We start from the raw sequence: 16,198 nt of genomic DNA on the forward strand, positions 1-16,198 counted from the left end.
CATCGGCCCCTGCCCTGCCGGCGGCGACGGCTGGCGCGGGACGCGCGGGCGCTTCGGCCACGTGCACAGTGCGCGGCGCCGGCGCCGGCGGTGCGCTCACCACCAGCGTGTTCGAAGCGGCACCCGCAGCCACCGACGGCGCAACGCCCTGGGGGGAGGCCACCGGCGGCGGTACCGCGGCTGGCACTGCGGCTGGCACTGCAACGGCAGACACAGCAGGCGTGGCCGCCGGCGCCGCCGGTCCGGCACCGCGCTGCCAGATGAACAGCCCGCCGAGCGCCACCACCAGTACGCCCGCGCCCAGGCCGATGAACAGCGGCCTGCGGCTGGCGGAAAGGCCCGGCTGGGCGGCCTGCACCGGCTGCGGCGCGTGGATGGTGGGCGCGTTACCCAACTGGCGTTCGGCCTGGGCCTTCTTCAGGGCTTCGAGGATATAGGACATATTATTTTCCCGTTCCGTTGCTCGCGAGCAAGCGTGGCTCGTCGACCCCGCTCAACTGGTTCAGGCGCATATAGGTGCGCGGCCCGGCCACGCCGTCCGCCTTCAGGTTCTGCTTCGACTGGAAAGCGCGCAGCAGGCGGCGCGTCGGCTCGTCGAGCGGCTGCTCGGTACGCGGCGCCGTCAGCTGGTTCAGTTCCGCCAGGCGGGCGGCGATCCAGTCGACGTCCGGGCCGGTGTCGCCGGGATGGACTTCGTCGCGGAAGGCGCGCGGCACTTTCCACAAGGTCGTGTATTCGCCGTCGAAACGGGTCGCCAGTGCGCCCAGGCTGACCTTCTGGCGCTGGCCGTTGACGCTCAGGGTGGCGCTGTCGGCATCCATCGAGCTCAATACCGCATAGCCCAGCTTCTGGCCGTCATGCAGGGCGACGATGGCCGGACGGTCGAGCAGGCGCAGCTCGTAGAGGCCGCCGCGCCCCTGGTAGCAGCGCAGGTTCAGCTTCGGCGCGCCCTGGCAAGGTGTGTCGGTCGGCAGTTGCTGGCCCCACAGGGTGCCGAGTTCGCGCAGGGCTTCGGTCTGGGTCGCCAGCAGCAGGGGTTTCGCGGGCGCCTGTGCAGCGGCAGGCAGCGCCCCCGCATTCGCCGGAGCCTTCGGTCTGGCCGAAGGCTGAGCCTTTGGTGCGGCCGCAAGCGCGGATGGTGCGGGCGGCGCGGGATTATGCGGCACAGCCTGCCAGGCCGCGGCGCTGATCGCGGCGCCGGCCAGCACCCCGCCCGCCACCAGCGGCCAGCGCATGGGTGCGCGCGGCGCCCGTTCTTCACCTGCAAATACTTCCTGGGCGGCGCGGCGCAGGATTTTCGGCGTCACTTCGCGGCTGTTCTCGACATAGGCGCCGAGCAGCGCGCGGTCGCACAGCAGGTTGATCCGGCGCGGCACCCCGTGCGTGAGACGGTGGATCAGCGGCGCCAGCGAGGCCGGGATCGGGTTGCCCGGATGCGCCCCCGCCACCGTCAGGCGGTGGGCGATGTAGGCGCCGGTCTCGGATGCGGACAGCGGGCCCAGGTGGTAGCGCGCGATCACGCGCTGGGCCAGCTGCTCCAGCTCGGGCTGGGCCAGCATGGTGCGCAGCTCGGGCTGGCCGATCAGGATGATCTGCAGCAGCTTGCGCTCGCTGGTTTCCAGGTTGGTCAGCAGGCGCAGCTGTTCCAGCACCTGGGGCGAGAGGTTCTGGGCCTCGTCGATCACCAGCACGTTGTTGTGGCCCTGGGCATGGCTGTCCAGCAGGTAGCCGTTGATGGCGTCGACATAAGCCTTCACGCCGAGTGCCCCGCCCGATGCGGGCGGCAGCTCGATGCGGAACTCGTCGCAGATCGTCAGCAGCAGTTCCTCGACCGTCAGCTTCGGGTTGAAGATATAGGCCAGGCGGCAGTTGTCGGGAACCTGCTCGATGAAGCAGCGGCAGACCGTGGTCTTGCCGGCGCCAATTTCTCCGGTGAGCAGGACGAAGCCGCCGCCGCTGCCGATCCCGTACAGCAGGTGGGCCAGGGCCTCGCGATGGCGCTCGCTCATGAAGAGGTAGCGCGGGTCCGGCGCGATCGAGAACGGCTGTTGCGTCAGATTGAAGTAGGTGGTGTACATACTAGTGCCGCGGCAGCGGTTTGAACTTCGCGCAGTATATTTTGCTTTTGGTATTGTAGTAAGCGATCGTGCTGCCGGGGGCGGATATGCGCAAAGGATAGGGCGAAGCATCCGCCGCCGGATAGGGCACGCCGGACACGCGCCGGATCGACTGTTCCAGTTCGTCCGGCGGCACCTCGGCCACCGCGGCCAGGAAGGCCAGCTCGCTGGTGTCGTCGCTGACCATCACCTCGGTGACCGGGGCGCCCCACAAGGTGGCCTCGCCGGTGCGGAACCAGTAGGCCCCGCCCTCGTGCTTGTAGGGCGCGCCGAAATGGGTGCTGAGCCAGGAATGGAAATACTTGTTGTCGATCTGGTCGTGGCACAGCAGCGCACCGCCGATCACCGTACCGAAGGTGGACGGCTGCTTGTCCTGGGCTTGCGCGCAGGCCGCGCCGGCCGCGGCGATCAGGAACAGCGACAGCAGCGCCGCCCGCAACGGGGTCAGAGCTTCGACAGCCATGCGCGGTTGGCGGCGATCTTCGCCTTCACCGACGCCGGCAGGGCGTCGTAGCAGCCGGGATGCTGCTTGAGGGCGTGCTCGCGCACTTCCTTCTCCATGCCGTTGACGAGAAATACATAGACGGAGGCACCTTCCGCATTCTTGCGTGTGCCCAGATAGCGAATCACAGATAGTCTCCTTGCACTAGCCATCCATTATGACACCCGCACCCGGATCCGGCCACGGGGAGCGCGCAAGCGGATTTCAGGCCCGGGTGCGGCCGATCGCACGGACGCTGTCTTCGTTGCTCTCGAGCCACGTCCGCAGCAGGGCCCGATTGTCGTGGCGCCAGGGGTGGAATCGCGGCGACAGATAGCCCAGCCCAGGCGTCATGAGGCTCCAGGCCATGCCGCGCCAGCCGAACCAGGCGCGCGCCGCGCTGGTCCAGGTGCCCGGGCGCCAGACGGCGCGGTCGCGCCGCAGGTTGTGGACGGTCTGCCAGTTGGTGTCCAGCCAGAACGCCAGGCTCACATGGAGGTACCAGATCGCCCGCTTCCAGTAGCCGCCGCCGGCCGCCCGGTAGACGTCGAAGGCGACCGCCTTGTGTTCCAGTTCCTCGGCGGCGTGCCAGCTCCACAGCGTGCGCAGGCGCGGCTCGGCGCCTTGCAGCCATTCGGGGTGGCGCAGCACGTAATCCGCCAGCATCGCCGTGTAGTGCTCCAGCGCGCAGGTGATGGCCAGGCGGTCCTGCACCGGCAGCCGGCGGATCCGCTCCACCTTCCACTTCATCCTGGGCTCGAGCGTGTAATCGAAGCCCTGGCGCGCCAGTTCGGCATTGAACTGCTGGTGCATGAAACGGTGGCTGGCCTCCTGGCCGACGAAGTCCTTCACGTCGGCGCGGAGGAGCGGATCGAGGATGGCCTCCGGCGGCGCCGCGCGCACGCTGTCGATGAACATCTGCTCGCCAAGCGGAAAACTCATCGACAGCGCATTCATGAAGGCGGTGCGATAGACGTCGCCGCCCATCCAGTGGCGCGGAAAGCCCGAGGACAGGTCGAGGTTCGGCTTGCGGACGGTGAGCGTGGACATGGGAATAATATACCCCGTCCAGCCCCCGTCTTTTGCAGTTGGTGCCGCGTTTTTGCGCGTCTGTCGTTTTTCGCATGCAGACAGGACAAGCTTGCCATATCGTTCAGGCTCCGGACACCGTCCACCCTTCCACAAGAACGAGATCATGAAGACCGTCCCCAAGCGCATCGCCCTCGCCATCGCCCTCGTCGCCGCCTGCGGCGCCGTCGCCAGCCACGCCAGCTTCGCCCAGCCGGCGAGAGAGCAAAGCGCGCGAGCGCAGGCGCAGCCCTACGGCATCGTCACCGAGCAGCGCCAGGTCGGCGCCTTCAGCGCGATCGAGCTGTCCGGCCCCTACCGCGTCGTGATCGATGCCCAGGCGCGCCAAGCGGTGCAGGTCTCGGGCGAGCGCAAGGACCTCGACGGCATGGAAGTCGCGGTGCGCGGCGACACCCTGGTGGTGCGTCCGGTCGAGCGCTCCGGTTTCAGCTTCAGCTTCGGCAGCCGCAAGCGCCGCGACCAGACCACCGTCACCATCGGCGCCGCCGGACTGAAGAGCCTGCGCATGAACGGCAGCGGCGACGTCGAACTGGCCCAGGCGGGCGGCGACCGCTTCACCCTGGTCAGCAACGGCCCCGGCGACCTGCACGCGAGCGGCGCGGTGCGCCAGCTGGTGCTGGAAAGCAGCGGCAGCGGCGACCTCGACCTGCGCCGCATGAAGCTTGCCGATGCCGACGTCAACATGCACGGCCCCGGCGACGTCCACCTGGCCGGCATCGCCAACGAGCTGGCGGCCCAGATGAGCGGCTCGGGCGACCTCACCGCCGACGGCCTGCGGGTTGCGCGGGTGTCGGCCAGCATGCGCGGCCCCGGCGACCTCAAACTGTCCGGCAGCAGCCGCTCGCTGGAACTGGAAAGCAGCGGTTCGGGCGACTTCGAAGGCTGCGACCTGCTGGTCGAAGGCGCGCGCAGCGTGCAGCGCGGTCCGGGCAATGCCTGCATCGCCGGCAACATCCGCAAGTTCGACGCCGAAATCCACGGTTCGGGCGACCTGACGGCACGCGGCCTGCAGGCGGCCACCGGCCAGCTGCGCATGGGCGGCCCCGGGAATGCCCAGCTGGCCGGCGACATCGGCGACCTGACGCTGGAGCTGAGCGGTTCGGGCGACCTGAACGGCGAGAGCCTGAAGGTGCGCAAGGCCATCGTGCGCAGCCGCGGCCCGGGCGGCGTCAGGCTGCAGAACGTCTCCGACACCCTGGACGCCGAACTGCGGGGCTCCGGCGAGCTGACCGCCAGCATGTCCGGCAAGCGCTTGCTGCTGCGCATGGACGGTCCCGGCGACGCCCGCATCGACGGCAGCGTGGACCAGTTGAGCGCCCGGATCAACGGTTCCGGCAGCCTCGCAGGCCGCCGCCTGAACGTCGGCCAGAGCGACATCCAGGTGCGCGGCCCCGGCAGCGCTGCCGTCAACCTGGCCGGCACGGACAAGCGCAACGCCGAGCGCGGCCAGCTGCTGGTCGACCGCAGCGGCACCCACCGCTCCGCCGACTGAAGGACGCATCGAAGGAAGCACCATGAAAGCCTTCCTCGACGCCATCGAAACCCGGCTGCGGCGCCGGCCGGGCTGGCTGAGGACCCCGTCCGCGCCGGCGATCCTGGTCTCCGACACCTGCTTCGCGGTGCGCGGCCTGGTCGTGCCCTGGGACGCGATCAGCCGCATCCGCGCCTGGCGCGGCGACCCGTCAGGCGGTACCCAGCCCTGGCGCGACCATCATGGCGACATCTGCCTCGACATCGCCGCCGACCTCGACGCCCGCATCATCACCGTGAGCGAGAGCCAGCGCGGCTTCGACGACCTGGTCGCCATGGCCGACCGCAAGATGACCTTCCCGCTCGGCTGGTGGGACCATCTCGACGGCCCGGCCACGCGGCGCCAGGGCACCCTCCTGTTCGAGCGCTTCACGCACGGCTGATCCCGCCCCTGCTTCCTTGTGCTAACGTAGCGGCGGCGCTACTTCGCCCCACGACAAGACCAGAACAAGGACGCCCATGAAGTCACCAAGCACCACGGTCGCACGCAGGTACGCGCTCGCCTGCGCGCTTGCCCTCGCCGGCCTCGCCCAGGCCCAGACGGCAGCGCCGACGCCGCCGGCCCCGCAATACCCCGCCCTGCCCTCGGAAACACCGGCCGAATTCGTAGCCCCGACCGCCGGCTTCAACTACGTCAAGCGCAGCGTGATGATCCCGATGCGCGACGGCACGCGGCTGAACACCGTCATCATCGTGCCCAAGGGCGCGAAGAATGCCCCCATCCTGCTGACCCGCACGCCCTACGACGCGTCGAGCCTGACCAACCATGCCGAAAGCTCGGACATGGAATCGATCCTGAGCGGCTACGACAACGCCGCCGACGTGATCGTCCAGGGCGGCTACATCCGCGTGGTGCAGGACGTGCGCGGCAAGTACGGCTCGGAAGGCGACTACGTGATGAACCGCCCCCTGCATGGCCCGCTGAACCCGACCCCGGTCGACCACTCGACGGACACCTACGACACCATCGACTGGCTGGTCAAGAACATCCCCGAGACCAATGGCCGGGTCGGCATCATCGGCATCTCCTACGACGGCTTCCTGCCCCTGATGGCCTTGGTGAATCCGCATCCGGCGCTGAAGGCCGCGGTGCCGATGAACCCGATGGTCGACGGCTGGATGGGCGACGACTGGTTCCACCACGGCGCGTTCCGCCAGATTAATCTTTCCTACATCCTGGAGCAGGTGGTCACCCGCGGCAATGCCGCAAAATGGTACGTCTCGAACTACGACGACTACGACATGTACATGCGCGCCGGTTCGGCCGGCGCCCTGGCGCGCGAACGCGGCCTGGAACAGAGCGGCTTCTGGCGCAAGCTCTCGCAGCACCCGGCCTACGACAGCTTCTGGCAGCAGCAGGCGATGGACAAGATCCTGGCCGCGCAGCCGGTCACGGTGCCGACCCTGCTGGTGCACAGCCTGTGGGATGCCGAGGACATCTACGGTCCGGTGGCCGTCTACAAGGCGATCAAGCCGAAGGACACGAACGGCCTGGTGCACCTGACGCTGGGCCCATGGAACCACGGCGGCGCGATCGGCGACGGCAGCAGCCTGGGCGCGCTCAAATTCGGCACGGACACCGCGCTGTACTGGCGCCAGGAAGTGCTCAAGCCCTTCCTCGACCGCTACCTGAAAGGCGACACCAATACGCCCCCGATCCCGGCCGTCACGGCGTTCGAAACCGGCACCAACAAGTGGCGCACCCTCGCCTCCTGGCCGAGCGGCTGTCCCGAAGCCGGCGCCTGCGCGATCAAGCCGGTCCCGCTGCGCCTGGCGGCGAACCAGAAGGCGGTGCTGGGCGGTGCGCCCGAGGCGAAGGCCTACGACGAATACGTGTCCGATCCGGCCAAACCGGTGCCCTTCCGCCAGCGCCCGATCCCGCCCTACGGCTACGACGAAGCCAAGGGCCAGACCTGGCCGCGCTGGATGGTCGACGACCAGCGCGAAGCCTCGGGCCGCACCGACGTCGCCACCTTCGTGTCCGACGTGCTGACGGTGCCGGTGAAGATCAGCGGCGAACCGGTCGCCAACCTGGTCGCCTCGACCAGCGGCACCGATTCGGACTGGGTGGTGAAGCTGATCGACGTGTATCCGGACCAGGTGGGCAGCCAGCCGCAGATGGGCGGCTACCAGCTGATGATCTCGGGCGACATCTTCCGCGGCCGCTACCGCGAAGGCTACGACAAGCCGAAAGCCCTGGCCGCCAACAAGCCGCTGTCCTACCGCTTCGACCTGCCGACCGCGAACCACGTCTTCCTGCCCGGCCACCGCATCATGGTGCAGGTGCAGTCGAGCTGGTTCCCGCTGTACGACCGCAATCCCCAGACCTTCGTCGACAACATCTTCTTCGCCAGGCCGGAGGATTATAAAAAGGCGACGCAGCGGATCTACCACAGCAGCTATATCGAGCTGCCGCTGGTGGAAAAACCGATGTCGGCGGCGGCGCGCTGAGCATGGCCGGCCTCGCAAGCCACCGTGGCAGCTGCCATTGCGGCGCGGTCGCCTTCGAGGCCGAGGTCGACCTGTCCAGGGGCACGATCCGTTGCAACTGCGCGCTGTGCACCAAGCAAGGCAACTGGGCGGCGATCGTGCCTGCGGACGCCTTCCGCCTCCTGCGCGGCGAGGCGGCGCTGACCGAGTACCGCTGCAACACGCGCACCGAGCAGCACTTCTTTTGCGCCACCTGCGGCGTGCGGCCCTTCGGCAAGGGAAGCTCGCCGCGCTGGGGCGCCTACGTGGCGCTCAGCGTGCACTGCCTGGACGGACTGACGGACGAGGAGCTGGCCGCGGTGCCGGTCAGCTACCTCGACGGCAGGAACGACAACTGGGATCTTGCGTCAGTGCCGTTCAGCGCCGGATCAAGGTAGCGCACCCTGCTGCGCACGTAGAAGGGCCGCATGTGGACCGGATCGGTGTAGATCGGTTCGCCGGCGGCATTCACGGTCGGGCAGATGCCGTTCCTGCAGATGGTGTCGACCGGGTCGATGGGGATCGCGCCGGTGTCCTGGGCGATCCGCAGCAGGCGATTGCGCGGTTCGGCGTTGTCGCTGTAGAAGCGGTCGACGCGGAAGGGCGCCAAGTCCGTGCGCGGCTTCATTTCGCCGAAGCGCGAGCCGGTGATCATCGAGCGCGGATCGAACATGTCGCCGGAAGGCGGCTGCAGGATCAGGTAGACGCGTTTGCCGGCTTCGCGCAGCCGCGCCACCGACCGGTGCAGCGTGGCGTAGGCGACCTGGTGCGCGGGCTTGGCCGGGAAGGTCTGCAGGACGCCCTCGACCGGCATCTGGACATCGTTTTGCCAATTGGCAAAATAAGCGTACCACGACGCCGCGATGACCACGGTGTCGACCTCCGGCGATGCCGCCAGCCGGTAGGCATTCTCGACCGACTGGGTGCAGGTCGGATAGCGCAGGCGCGGCAGGCGCACCGCGCCTTCGATCGGCGGACAGCCGCCCTGGGTCGCAAAGATCACGTTGTGGCGGTCGAAGCGCGATTCGCGCAAGCCCTGCGACACCAGCGGCGCATACTGCTCCATGACCGAATCGCCGATCAGGACCGTGGTCCCCTTGCCCTGCCCCACCAGTTGCTGGAACAGCGAGCCCTTGTAGTGCAGCGGCTTCATCGCCGGATCCGGGAAGCCGAGATCGTTCAGCGCGCCCATGTAGCGGGCGACCGCGGTGGACGGCATGCGCTCATGCAGCAGGCCCGCCTTCACCATCCCCCCGAGCACGCCGAAGCAGGCCATCGCCACCACCAGTCCCTGGATCGCGCGGCGGCGGTTCGGCGCCTTCTGCACCGGCCGCTCGACCAGGTGGTAAGTCAGGAAGGCCAGCGCCAGCGCCGCCAGCACCAGCACCGCTTTCAGGAGCGCCGAGGGCTTCTCGCCTTCGATGATGTAGCCGAAGGACAGCAAGGGCCAGTGCCACAAATAGAAGGGATAGCTGACCAGGCCGACCGCCACCATCAGCCTGTTGCCGAGCAGGCGGCGGCTGATGAAGGAAACGTTGCCGGCGGCGATCAGCGCGCAGGTGCCCAGCACCGGCAGCAGCGCCCAGGCGCCGGGGAAGTCGGCCTGCCCCTTGATCAGGACCGCGCCCAGCACCAGCAGCACCAGGCCCAGCGCCGACACCAGTCCGGGACGCGGCAGCAGCGGGCTTTTCTTGGTCATCGCATAGGCCACCAGGCCGCCGCAGGCCAGTTCCCAGAAGCGCGACACTGGAGAAAAATAGGCCGCCGCCGGATCGTTGAAGGTGGCGTAGAGCCCGTACAGGAAGGAGCCGGTGAGCGTGAGCGCGAGGAAGGCCAGGATGCCGAAGCGGACGCGGAAGCACAGCGCCAGCGCGACCGGCCATATCAGGTAGAACTGCTCCTCCACGCCCAGCGACCACAGATGCAGCAGCGGCTTGGTGACGGAGTCGTTGTCCCAGTAACCGGACTCGCTCCACAGCACCAGGTTGGACACGAAGCCGGCCGCCGCCGCCACGTGCTTGCCGAGTTGGGCGAATTCCTGCTGCAACAGGACGTACCAGCCGAAGGCCAGTACCGCGAGCACGACGGTGATGAGGGCCGGAAAAATGCGCCTGATCCGGCGCACATAGAAGCCGCGGATCGTGAATTCGCGCTGCCTCAGGTCCTTCAGGATGATCGAGGTGATCAGGAAGCCGGAGATGACGAAGAAGATGTCGACGCCGATGAAGCCGGAACGCAGCCACTTGGGCCAGGCATGGAACAGCACCACCAGCCCGACGGCAACGGCGCGCAATCCGTCGATATCCGGACGGTAGGCGATCGAGTGTGCTGCGCTTCCCTGAAAAAACCCCTTGTTGCCCCAGCGAACATCCATGTACCAACCTCCACGTGACGCGTGACCGCAGTCTTGCTCAACGATTATGGCGTGTCAAACAAGCTGTCAATCGTGCGCCGCAAGGTGCTTGCCCTTGGCTATCGTCGTTACATGGCCATCGAAGCATCTTCCACCCTGCGCCGCGTCGTCCCGTTCGCATTCGACACCCTCGGTGCTTGCCTGGAGAAATCGCTGGTGGTCGATTACCGGGCGCAATAATCGTACTGGCTCCGCCGTTGCGAAAGAATCACGCAAAATTTCCATGTGGAAATGATAGAATCGGCGACATGCATGCGCGGCATACGCCCGCTGCGAGATTTACCTGGAATTCAGCATGTCCGTTACCAAGCTCGCTTCTGAGAAAAAGGCGCGATTCAACTATATCTACTGCCTCGACCTCATCGCTTTCGTCTGCATTTTCGTCATCGCCGGCCGGCCCGACGGATTGGCGATCACCGCCAGCGCATTGATCCTGGGCGTCGGCGCGCTGATTTACCGATGCGTGCTGGGCATCAAAGCGAAGTTCAGCGCGCCGGCCAGGCAGCGCAAGTCCAAGCACGAGTTCGCCCAGCGCGACCAGGCCGCGGCGGTCGCCACGGCTCCCCTCCCCGCCAAGCAATTAAGCAAGTCCTGGCTGCGCGATTCAGAATAGCGAATCAGGCAGCGGTCTTGCCCGACAGGCGCTTGAGGCGCTCCAGCGCGCTCTCGCCGGCCGTTTCCGGCTGGCTCACCGACTTGCGGATCGCATCGAGTTCGGCCTGCTGGTCAAGCGGCTTCTGGCCGATGTCGGCGACGATACGCAGGCCGGCCGCTTCGTTGCTGACGGCCTGGGCGCGCTTGGTGAGCGCGTTCAGCGCCGTCGAGTTGCCGCGCATGCCTGACAGGCCGGCCAGCTGGGCCTGGCGTTCCATGCGCAGTTCCTGCAGTTCCTTCTGAGCCTTGGCCGCGGCCAGCTGCTGGATCGCCTTGCGCGCCTGGGCGTCGAAGTCCGCCAGCTGCTTGGACAGCGCGTCGACGATCTTCTGCAGCTCGTCCATGTAAGCCCTGGCGTCCGCTTCTTCCTGGATTTCCTGCGGCAGGCGCGCCTTGTTGGCTTCCAGCTCGTCGCAGAACAGGGTCACCGTGGCTTCCGAGATGGTGCCGGCGGCCAGGCGCTCGGCCAGCTTCTCGGCGGCGCGCTCGTCGCTGGCGATCAGGGTCTGCAGGCTGACCACGTCCTGGTGCTCCTTGTCGAAGGAAGCGCGCGCCGTCGCCAGCAGTTGCGCGGTGTCGCGCAGGGTGTCGACCAGGCGGTCGCGGTCGGCCTCGGTCGCGGTCTCCGGATCGAAGTTGGCGATGGCTTCCGAGATCCGGTCGCCGAGGGCGCCGAAGTGTTTCGTCACCAGCCGTGCAGTCAGGCCCCATCCGCTTGCGTTGCTCATTGTCGTTCCTTTCGTTGGTAGAGATGAAGATGTCACTGAATGACGATGCGTTCCTGCTCCATCGGGATGCCGATCACGAAGTCGACGTGGATGCCGCGCTTCGAGGTGTCGCCATCGACGCTTTCGACGATCTCGGTGGTGATCAACAGATATTCGCGGCCGCCGCCCGCCAGCTCGCGCACATAGGGCATGAAGTAGAGCTCCTGGCGCAGGCCGTGCACGCCTTGGGCGTCGTCGATGCGGGTCTCGCGGCCGTGGAAGGGCTGGACGAAGTCCGCGCTGCTGCCTCCGGCATCGCGCACGTAGTCGAGGCGTTCGCTGTCGCCGAACACCGCTGCCAGTTCGGGCTCGCCCAGCATGTCGGCCAGCTGCTCGCGCCACAGCGTGTAGCCGGGGTCGCCGAGGCCGTAGCCGGCCTGGCCGGTGTAGGCGTCCTGGTCGTCGGCGGTTTCCGGGACCACCCTCGCCAGCTGGGTGCAGTAGAGGATCTCGGCGACCTTGCCGTCGTCGCCGCAGAACACCTGCAGGAATTTTTCTTTCGCGTCCTCGTCGCCCTTGTCCAGGTAGAGGCGATACAGCTCGGTATCCGGCTGCAGGCGCATCTGCGAGACCGCCAGGATGCGGGTGTCGCCCGGCGCCGGCGTGGCGATCAGCGAACCGTTGGCCTGGGCGCGGATGATCGGCGAGTGCTGCAACTGCACCACGCTGCCGATGCGCGCGTCCAGCGGCACGCCCTCGTCCATCCGCGCCTCGCCCTGGGCCACGCCCTTCTTTGCCGCGATGCCGCGCACGTAACTGAATACATCCTTCCAGGCCATCTGCTCAATTCCTTTCGAACGAATAATTCGGTTTGCTGGCGGCGCGGCGGGCTTTCGCGCGCTTCCATGCAAAGTAGATGCACCAGCCGATCAGCGACAGCACGCACAGCCAGACGAAGGTGACGAACAGCGATCCGCCGCTGTCCTTCGCCGCCGGCGCCGGCACCGCGCTTCCTGCCGCCGCGCCGTTGCCGCTGCCGCCGGTGCCGACGCTGTTGGCACCGGCCTGGCTGGCCAGGCCGCCGGCGGAACCGTCCGGCGCCGGGTAATAGCCGCCGCTGTTGCCGCCATTGCCGCCATTACCGTTACCGCTGCTCGCGTGATTGCCGTTGGCATGCGCGTTCGCCGCCTGCCGCGCCAGGATGGCGCCGGCCACGATGGGTCCCAGGCCGCTGCCACCGTTGTTGTTGATGATGATCGGCGGCTGCGCGGGCGGCGCGTTCCCGTATCCGTAACCGTAGCCATTGCCTTGTTGCGGCGCGCGACCGTCGCGCTGCTCATAGCCCGGCGCCGGCCGCGCCGTATCGCGCGACTCCCGTGCCGCCTGCGCCGCGCGCCGTTCGTCCAGGGTGCGCAGCGCATTCGCGTCCGACCTCTCCCTGTCCAGCTTGCGCGACAGCGCCGAATCCGGCTTGCGCGCATCCGGAGACCGCGAGGAGCTGAAGGAGCCGAAGCCGCCCGACGAGGACTTCGACGGCTTCGGCGACGACAAGGACTTCGACGAAGACGACGACGAACGCTGCGACGAGAACCCGCTCTTGAAGGAGGAGGAACTGGACGGACTGGCATCCACCGGGACTGAAGCCAGCGACAGGATCAGCGCGAACGCCAAGGCGACATGTGCATACTTCGAAAAGGGCTTCAGCATGGTCAGGAGTGCCGACGAAAGTTAGAATCAGGATAACGACGGGCATGTTGACATGCACCGGTAAAAATATCAAAGGATTACCATGACCCGACGCTACATGGACATGAACCAGCACGATGCCCTCTACACGGTGGCCCGCAAATACCCGGGCGGCCTGGAAGCGCTGGCCCGCGAACTGGGCATCTCGGTAAACGTCCTGCGCAACAAGCTGGCGCCGACGATCGCCTCGCACTATCCGTCCTTCGAAGAGGTGTCATTGATCGTCGAACGCTGCCACCAGGCCGGCGTGCCGGACGCCCACCTGCCGCTGCACGCGCTGCTGGTACGCCATGGGATGGCGGCCTTCGTGGTGCCGCAGCCTGAAAGCGCACGCCAGGACGACCTGTCGCAGACCGTGTGCCGGGTGATGAGCGAAGTGGGAGCGGTGGCCGAAGCCGTGTCGAGCGCATTGATCGATGGTAGGGTCACTCCGGCGGAGGCCGACCTGATCGAGCGCAAATTCCAGTCGGCCCTGTCGGCGCTGGGCGCCTGGCGCGCACGCCTACGCAACGAGGCGGATGCCGGCATCCACTGAGGGCCCCTCTTCAGTCAGGCGGCGGCCTCTTCGCGCGCCTGACTGCGCAGCGAGCGCAGGAACAGGCCCAGCCCGCCAAAAGCCAGCACCAGGATGCAGATGAGTTCGAATGCCGACATGGTGCGCAGGCTCATGCTGAGCGAGGCGATCACGCCGAACACCAGGCCGGTCAGGGAGCCGACCGCCAGCAGCCAGCCCAGGGCGCTCCTGGCGTCATAGAAGATCATGGCGATGCCGATGATCAGGGGGATCAGGATGATGCCGCCCGTGACGGGGTTTGCGCGTGGCTTCGATTTTTTCGAAGTCAATATCCGAAAAACTGCGCTTTTTACGATCAATACAATGTTCTATCCTTACACTCTGGAAATATAACCTCCATGGGGTAAGCCATCATGAAACGCATCCTTCTTTTTCTCGCGACGAACCTGGCCATCATGCTCGTGCTGGGCATCTCGGCCAGCCTGCTCGGCGTCAACCGCTACCTGACCGCGAACGGCCTCAACCTGGGCGCCCTGCTCGGCTTCGCCGCGCTGATGGGCTTCGGCGGCGCCTTCATCTCGCTGTGGCTGTCCAAGCCGATCGCCAAGTGGAGCACGGGCGCACGCGTGATCCAGCAGCCGTCGAATGCCACCGAAGTGTGGCTGATGAACACGGTCGCTTCCCAGGCCCAGCGCGCCGGCATCGCGATGCCGGAAGTGGCCGTCTATGATGGCGCGCCGAACGCCTTCGCCACCGGCGCGACCAGGAACTCGTCGCTGGTGGCGGTGTCGACCGGCCTGCTGCAGTCGATGACCCACGAAGAGATCGAAGGCGTGCTGGCGCACGAGGTGGCCCACGTCGCCAACGGCGACATGGTCACCCTGACCCTGATCCAGGGCGTGGTGAATACCTTCGTGGTGTTCCTGGCGCGCGTGGTCGCCTACGCGGTCGACAGCTTCCTGCGCCGCGGCGAGGAAAACAGCGGCCCCGGCATCGCCTTCTACGTCACCTCGTTCGTCTGCGACCTGCTGTTCGGCCTGGTTGCCAGCATCATCGTGGCCTGGTTCTCGCGCCAGCGCGAATTCCGCGCCGACCGCGGCTCGGCCCGGATCATCGGCACCCCGCGTCCGATGATCGCGGCCCTGCGCCGCCTGGGCGGCATCGAACAGGGCGACCTGCCGAAGAACATGGCCGCATCGGGCATTGCCGGCGGTGGTATGCTGTCCTTGTTCAGCACCCATCCGTCCTGCGAAGAGCGCATCGCCGCCCTGCAGCGCGCGTAAGACAGGCATTCGAAAGAGACCAGGCATCACATGCGGCATTCACCCCTGGCGCAATCCGCGCTACCCCTGCTGTTCGCGATCGGGCTCGCGTTCGTGCTGCGGCACTTCGTGGGTTCGCTCGCCTGGGCGGCCCTGCTGGCGGTGATCACCTGGCCTCTGCACGAACGCCTGCTGCGGCGCGGCTGGCCGCGGCCGCTCAGCGCGGCCTTCCTGGTCGCGCTGCTGGTGGCGGCCTTCGCCGGTCCCTCCTTCGTGCTGTTCAACACCCTGAGCAGCGAACTGGCCGGCGTGCAACGGCTGCTGGCCCACCTGAACGAAGCCGGCGTGCCGGTGCCGGCCTGGCTCGCCAAGCTGCCGATGGTGGCCGAGCCGGCGGCCAAGTGGTGGAACGAGCACCTGGCCCTGCCGGGCGGCATCGGCAGCCTGATCCGCAGCACGGTCGGCGACATCATGCCGCACCTGACCGGCGCCGCGCGCACCTGGGGCTCGATCATCCTGGCCAATGCCCTCTACCTGTTCCTGGCCCTGCTCACCCTGTTCATGCTGTACGTGCACGGCCCGGCCGTGGTGCGCTACACCGACCGCGCCGGCGAGCGCCTGCTGCCGGCCTACTACGCCAACCTGCGCTGGCTGCTTCCGCTGTCGGTGCGCGGCACCGCGCTGGGCCTGTGCTCGGTCGCCATCCTCGAGGGGGTGGTGCTCGGCATCGCCTACTTCCTGGCCGGCGCCCCGGCGCCCGCCCTGCTGGGCGTGATCACCGGCTACCTGGCCCTGGTGCCGGGCGGCGCGCCGCTGTCCTTCACCATGGTCTCCCTGCTGCTGCTGGGCCAGGGCCACTCGGGCGCGGCGCTGGGCCTGTTCAGCTGGGGCGCGGTCGAACTCTTCATGGTCGACAAGTTCATCCGCCCCAAGCTGATCGGCCACCGCGTCAACCTGCCCTTCCTGGCCGTGCTGTTCGGCCTGCTCGGCGGCGTCTCGACCCTGGGCGTGATCGGCCTCTTCGTCGGTCCCTTCATGATGGCCATCCTGTTCGGCTGGCTGCGCGCCGGCCACCAGGACAATACCACCGACCATACCAGTCGCCACCTTAAGGATCAGCAAGTTAGCTGAAACTGGTATCGTATTTTTGCATACCACTTAAATACCTGTTGACAGGCCTGTCAGCTGCTCCTATAGTGCCCTGACCTTCCCCGGC

18 protein-coding genes and 1 pseudogene are annotated in these 16,198 nt (G+C 67.3%); 9 read left to right on the forward strand and 10 right to left on the reverse strand.

The annotated features are described in order from the left end of the window. The 5 genes and pseudogenes from AB4Z32_RS25060 to AB4Z32_RS25080 form a co-directional block, all read right to left on the reverse strand. A pseudogene (locus tag AB4Z32_RS25060) lies at positions 1-442 on the reverse strand (general secretion pathway protein GspB); the annotation flags it as partial. A gap of 1 nt (position 443) precedes the next feature. Then, entirely contained in the window at positions 444-2,078 is a 1,635-nt protein-coding gene (locus tag AB4Z32_RS25065) for an AAA family ATPase (protein ID WP_442124577.1), read from the reverse strand. 1 nt (position 2,079) lies between these two features. Continuing rightward, a complete protein-coding gene (locus AB4Z32_RS25070) occupies positions 2,080-2,580 on the reverse strand; it encodes a hypothetical protein (protein ID WP_442124578.1) in 501 nt (166 codons plus the stop codon). Beyond that, on the reverse strand, positions 2,562-2,747 hold the full coding sequence (locus AB4Z32_RS25075; RefSeq protein WP_442124579.1) for a hypothetical protein: 186 nt from the start codon (positions 2,745-2,747) through the stop codon (positions 2,562-2,564). The genes AB4Z32_RS25070 and AB4Z32_RS25075 overlap by 19 nt, the downstream gene beginning before the upstream one ends. Before the next feature lie 76 nt (positions 2,748-2,823). Continuing rightward, positions 2,824-3,648, reverse strand: coding sequence for a metal-dependent hydrolase (locus tag AB4Z32_RS25080; protein WP_442124580.1), 825 nt, complete (start codon positions 3,646-3,648; stop codon positions 2,824-2,826). A 145-nt stretch (positions 3,649-3,793) separates the two neighbouring features. On the opposite strand from AB4Z32_RS25080, the gene AB4Z32_RS25085 reads away from it, so the two are divergent. From AB4Z32_RS25085 to AB4Z32_RS25100, 4 genes are all read left to right on the forward strand, one after another. Then, positions 3,794-5,179, forward strand: a complete 1,386-nt coding sequence (locus AB4Z32_RS25085) for a GIN domain-containing protein (protein WP_442124581.1) — start codon at positions 3,794-3,796, stop codon at positions 5,177-5,179. Positions 5,180-5,201: 22 nt separating this feature from the next. Next, complete coding sequence (locus AB4Z32_RS25090; protein ID WP_442124582.1) at positions 5,202-5,600, forward strand: hypothetical protein; 399 nt, start codon at positions 5,202-5,204, stop codon at positions 5,598-5,600. 76 nt (positions 5,601-5,676) lie between these two features. Beyond that, a complete protein-coding gene (locus AB4Z32_RS25095; RefSeq protein ID WP_442124583.1) occupies positions 5,677-7,668 on the forward strand; it encodes a CocE/NonD family hydrolase in 1,992 nt (663 codons plus the stop codon). Positions 7,669-7,670: 2 nt separating this feature from the next. Beyond that, on the forward strand, positions 7,671-8,084 hold the full coding sequence (locus AB4Z32_RS25100; protein ID WP_442124584.1) for a GFA family protein: 414 nt from the start codon (positions 7,671-7,673) through the stop codon (positions 8,082-8,084). On the opposite strand, the gene AB4Z32_RS25105 is transcribed toward AB4Z32_RS25100, so the two are convergent. After that, positions 8,018-10,060 carry an acyltransferase family protein gene (locus tag AB4Z32_RS25105; RefSeq protein WP_442124585.1) on the reverse strand — a complete coding sequence of 681 codons (2,043 nt, stop codon included), beginning with the start codon at positions 10,058-10,060 and terminating at the stop codon, positions 8,018-8,020. The two genes, AB4Z32_RS25100 and AB4Z32_RS25105, sit on opposite strands and share 67 nt — an antisense overlap. Before the next feature lie 21 nt (positions 10,061-10,081). On the opposite strand from AB4Z32_RS25105, the gene AB4Z32_RS25110 reads away from it, so the two are divergent. Together AB4Z32_RS25110 and AB4Z32_RS25115 are read left to right on the forward strand one after the other, a co-directional pair. After that, entirely contained in the window at positions 10,082-10,279 is a 198-nt protein-coding gene (locus AB4Z32_RS25110) for a hypothetical protein (protein WP_442124586.1), read from the forward strand. Positions 10,280-10,394: 115 nt separating this feature from the next. Beyond that, positions 10,395-10,712, forward strand: coding sequence for a hypothetical protein (locus tag AB4Z32_RS25115; RefSeq protein ID WP_442124587.1), 318 nt, complete (start codon positions 10,395-10,397; stop codon positions 10,710-10,712). Positions 10,713-10,716: 4 nt separating this feature from the next. Here AB4Z32_RS25115 and AB4Z32_RS25120 read toward each other — a convergent pair whose 3' ends face one another. From AB4Z32_RS25120 to AB4Z32_RS25130, 3 genes are read right to left on the reverse strand one after another with little or no spacing between them, the layout of a single operon-like run. Beyond that, the gene (locus AB4Z32_RS25120; RefSeq protein ID WP_442124588.1) at positions 10,717-11,481 is read right to left on the reverse strand and encodes a hypothetical protein; all 765 of its coding nucleotides are present in this window, start codon (positions 11,479-11,481) and stop codon (positions 10,717-10,719) included. 32 nt (positions 11,482-11,513) lie between these two features. Continuing rightward, the gene (locus AB4Z32_RS25125; RefSeq protein WP_442124589.1) at positions 11,514-12,299 is read right to left on the reverse strand and encodes a DUF2491 family protein; all 786 of its coding nucleotides are present in this window, start codon (positions 12,297-12,299) and stop codon (positions 11,514-11,516) included. A gap of 4 nt (positions 12,300-12,303) precedes the next feature. Then, complete coding sequence (locus tag AB4Z32_RS25130) at positions 12,304-13,167, reverse strand: hypothetical protein (RefSeq protein WP_442124590.1); 864 nt, start codon at positions 13,165-13,167, stop codon at positions 12,304-12,306. An 82-nt stretch (positions 13,168-13,249) separates the two neighbouring features. On the opposite strand from AB4Z32_RS25130, the gene AB4Z32_RS25135 reads away from it, so the two are divergent. Then, positions 13,250-13,741, forward strand: coding sequence for a phage regulatory CII family protein (locus tag AB4Z32_RS25135; RefSeq protein ID WP_442124591.1), 492 nt, complete (start codon positions 13,250-13,252; stop codon positions 13,739-13,741). A gap of 14 nt (positions 13,742-13,755) precedes the next feature. Here the strand turns inward: AB4Z32_RS25135 and AB4Z32_RS25140 are convergent, their stop codons facing one another. Next, positions 13,756-14,049, reverse strand: coding sequence for a hypothetical protein (locus AB4Z32_RS25140; protein WP_442124592.1), 294 nt, complete (start codon positions 14,047-14,049; stop codon positions 13,756-13,758). A gap of 84 nt (positions 14,050-14,133) precedes the next feature. Between AB4Z32_RS25140 and htpX the strand changes: the two genes are divergently transcribed. Together htpX and AB4Z32_RS25150 are read left to right on the forward strand one after the other, a co-directional pair. After that, positions 14,134-15,003, forward strand: coding sequence for a protease HtpX (gene htpX / locus AB4Z32_RS25145; RefSeq protein WP_442124593.1), 870 nt, complete (start codon positions 14,134-14,136; stop codon positions 15,001-15,003). Between the two features lie 30 nt (positions 15,004-15,033). Further along, complete coding sequence (locus AB4Z32_RS25150) at positions 15,034-16,113, forward strand: AI-2E family transporter (RefSeq protein WP_442124594.1); 1,080 nt, start codon at positions 15,034-15,036, stop codon at positions 16,111-16,113. Positions 16,114-16,198 lie beyond the last annotated feature (85 nt).

The sequence above is a fragment of the Massilia sp. 2TAF26 genome (assembly GCF_052115005.1).
In the GTDB taxonomy this organism is placed as follows: domain Bacteria; phylum Pseudomonadota; class Gammaproteobacteria; order Burkholderiales; family Burkholderiaceae_D; genus Telluria.

Bases quoted from the DNA above. Each gene is read 5' to 3' on its own strand.
- AB4Z32_RS25105 (WP_442124585.1), bottom strand. From the start codon at position 10,060: ATGGATGTTCGCTGGGGCAACAAGGGGTTTTTTCAGGGAAGCGCAGCA.
- AB4Z32_RS25120 (WP_442124588.1), bottom strand. From the start codon at position 11,481: ATGAGCAACGCAAGCGGATGGGGCCTGACTGCACGGCTGGTGACGAAA.
- AB4Z32_RS25115 (WP_442124587.1), top strand. From the start codon at position 10,395: ATGTCCGTTACCAAGCTCGCTTCTGAGAAAAAGGCGCGATTCAACTAT.
- AB4Z32_RS25150 (WP_442124594.1), top strand. From the start codon at position 15,034: ATGCGGCATTCACCCCTGGCGCAATCCGCGCTACCCCTGCTGTTCGCG.
- AB4Z32_RS25070 (WP_442124578.1), bottom strand. From the start codon at position 2,580: ATGGCTGTCGAAGCTCTGACCCCGTTGCGGGCGGCGCTGCTGTCGCTG.
- AB4Z32_RS25065 (WP_442124577.1), bottom strand. From the start codon at position 2,078: ATGTACACCACCTACTTCAATCTGACGCAACAGCCGTTCTCGATCGCG.
- AB4Z32_RS25090 (WP_442124582.1), top strand. From the start codon at position 5,202: ATGAAAGCCTTCCTCGACGCCATCGAAACCCGGCTGCGGCGCCGGCCG.
- AB4Z32_RS25080 (WP_442124580.1), bottom strand. From the start codon at position 3,648: ATGTCCACGCTCACCGTCCGCAAGCCGAACCTCGACCTGTCCTCGGGC.
- AB4Z32_RS25130 (WP_442124590.1), bottom strand. From the start codon at position 13,167: ATGCTGAAGCCCTTTTCGAAGTATGCACATGTCGCCTTGGCGTTCGCG.
- AB4Z32_RS25085 (WP_442124581.1), top strand. From the start codon at position 3,794: ATGAAGACCGTCCCCAAGCGCATCGCCCTCGCCATCGCCCTCGTCGCC.
- AB4Z32_RS25095 (WP_442124583.1), top strand. From the start codon at position 5,677: ATGAAGTCACCAAGCACCACGGTCGCACGCAGGTACGCGCTCGCCTGC.
- AB4Z32_RS25125 (WP_442124589.1), bottom strand. From the start codon at position 12,299: ATGGCCTGGAAGGATGTATTCAGTTACGTGCGCGGCATCGCGGCAAAG.
- AB4Z32_RS25100 (WP_442124584.1), top strand. From the start codon at position 7,671: ATGGCCGGCCTCGCAAGCCACCGTGGCAGCTGCCATTGCGGCGCGGTC.
- htpX (WP_442124593.1), top strand. From the start codon at position 14,134: ATGAAACGCATCCTTCTTTTTCTCGCGACGAACCTGGCCATCATGCTC.
- AB4Z32_RS25135 (WP_442124591.1), top strand. From the start codon at position 13,250: ATGACCCGACGCTACATGGACATGAACCAGCACGATGCCCTCTACACG.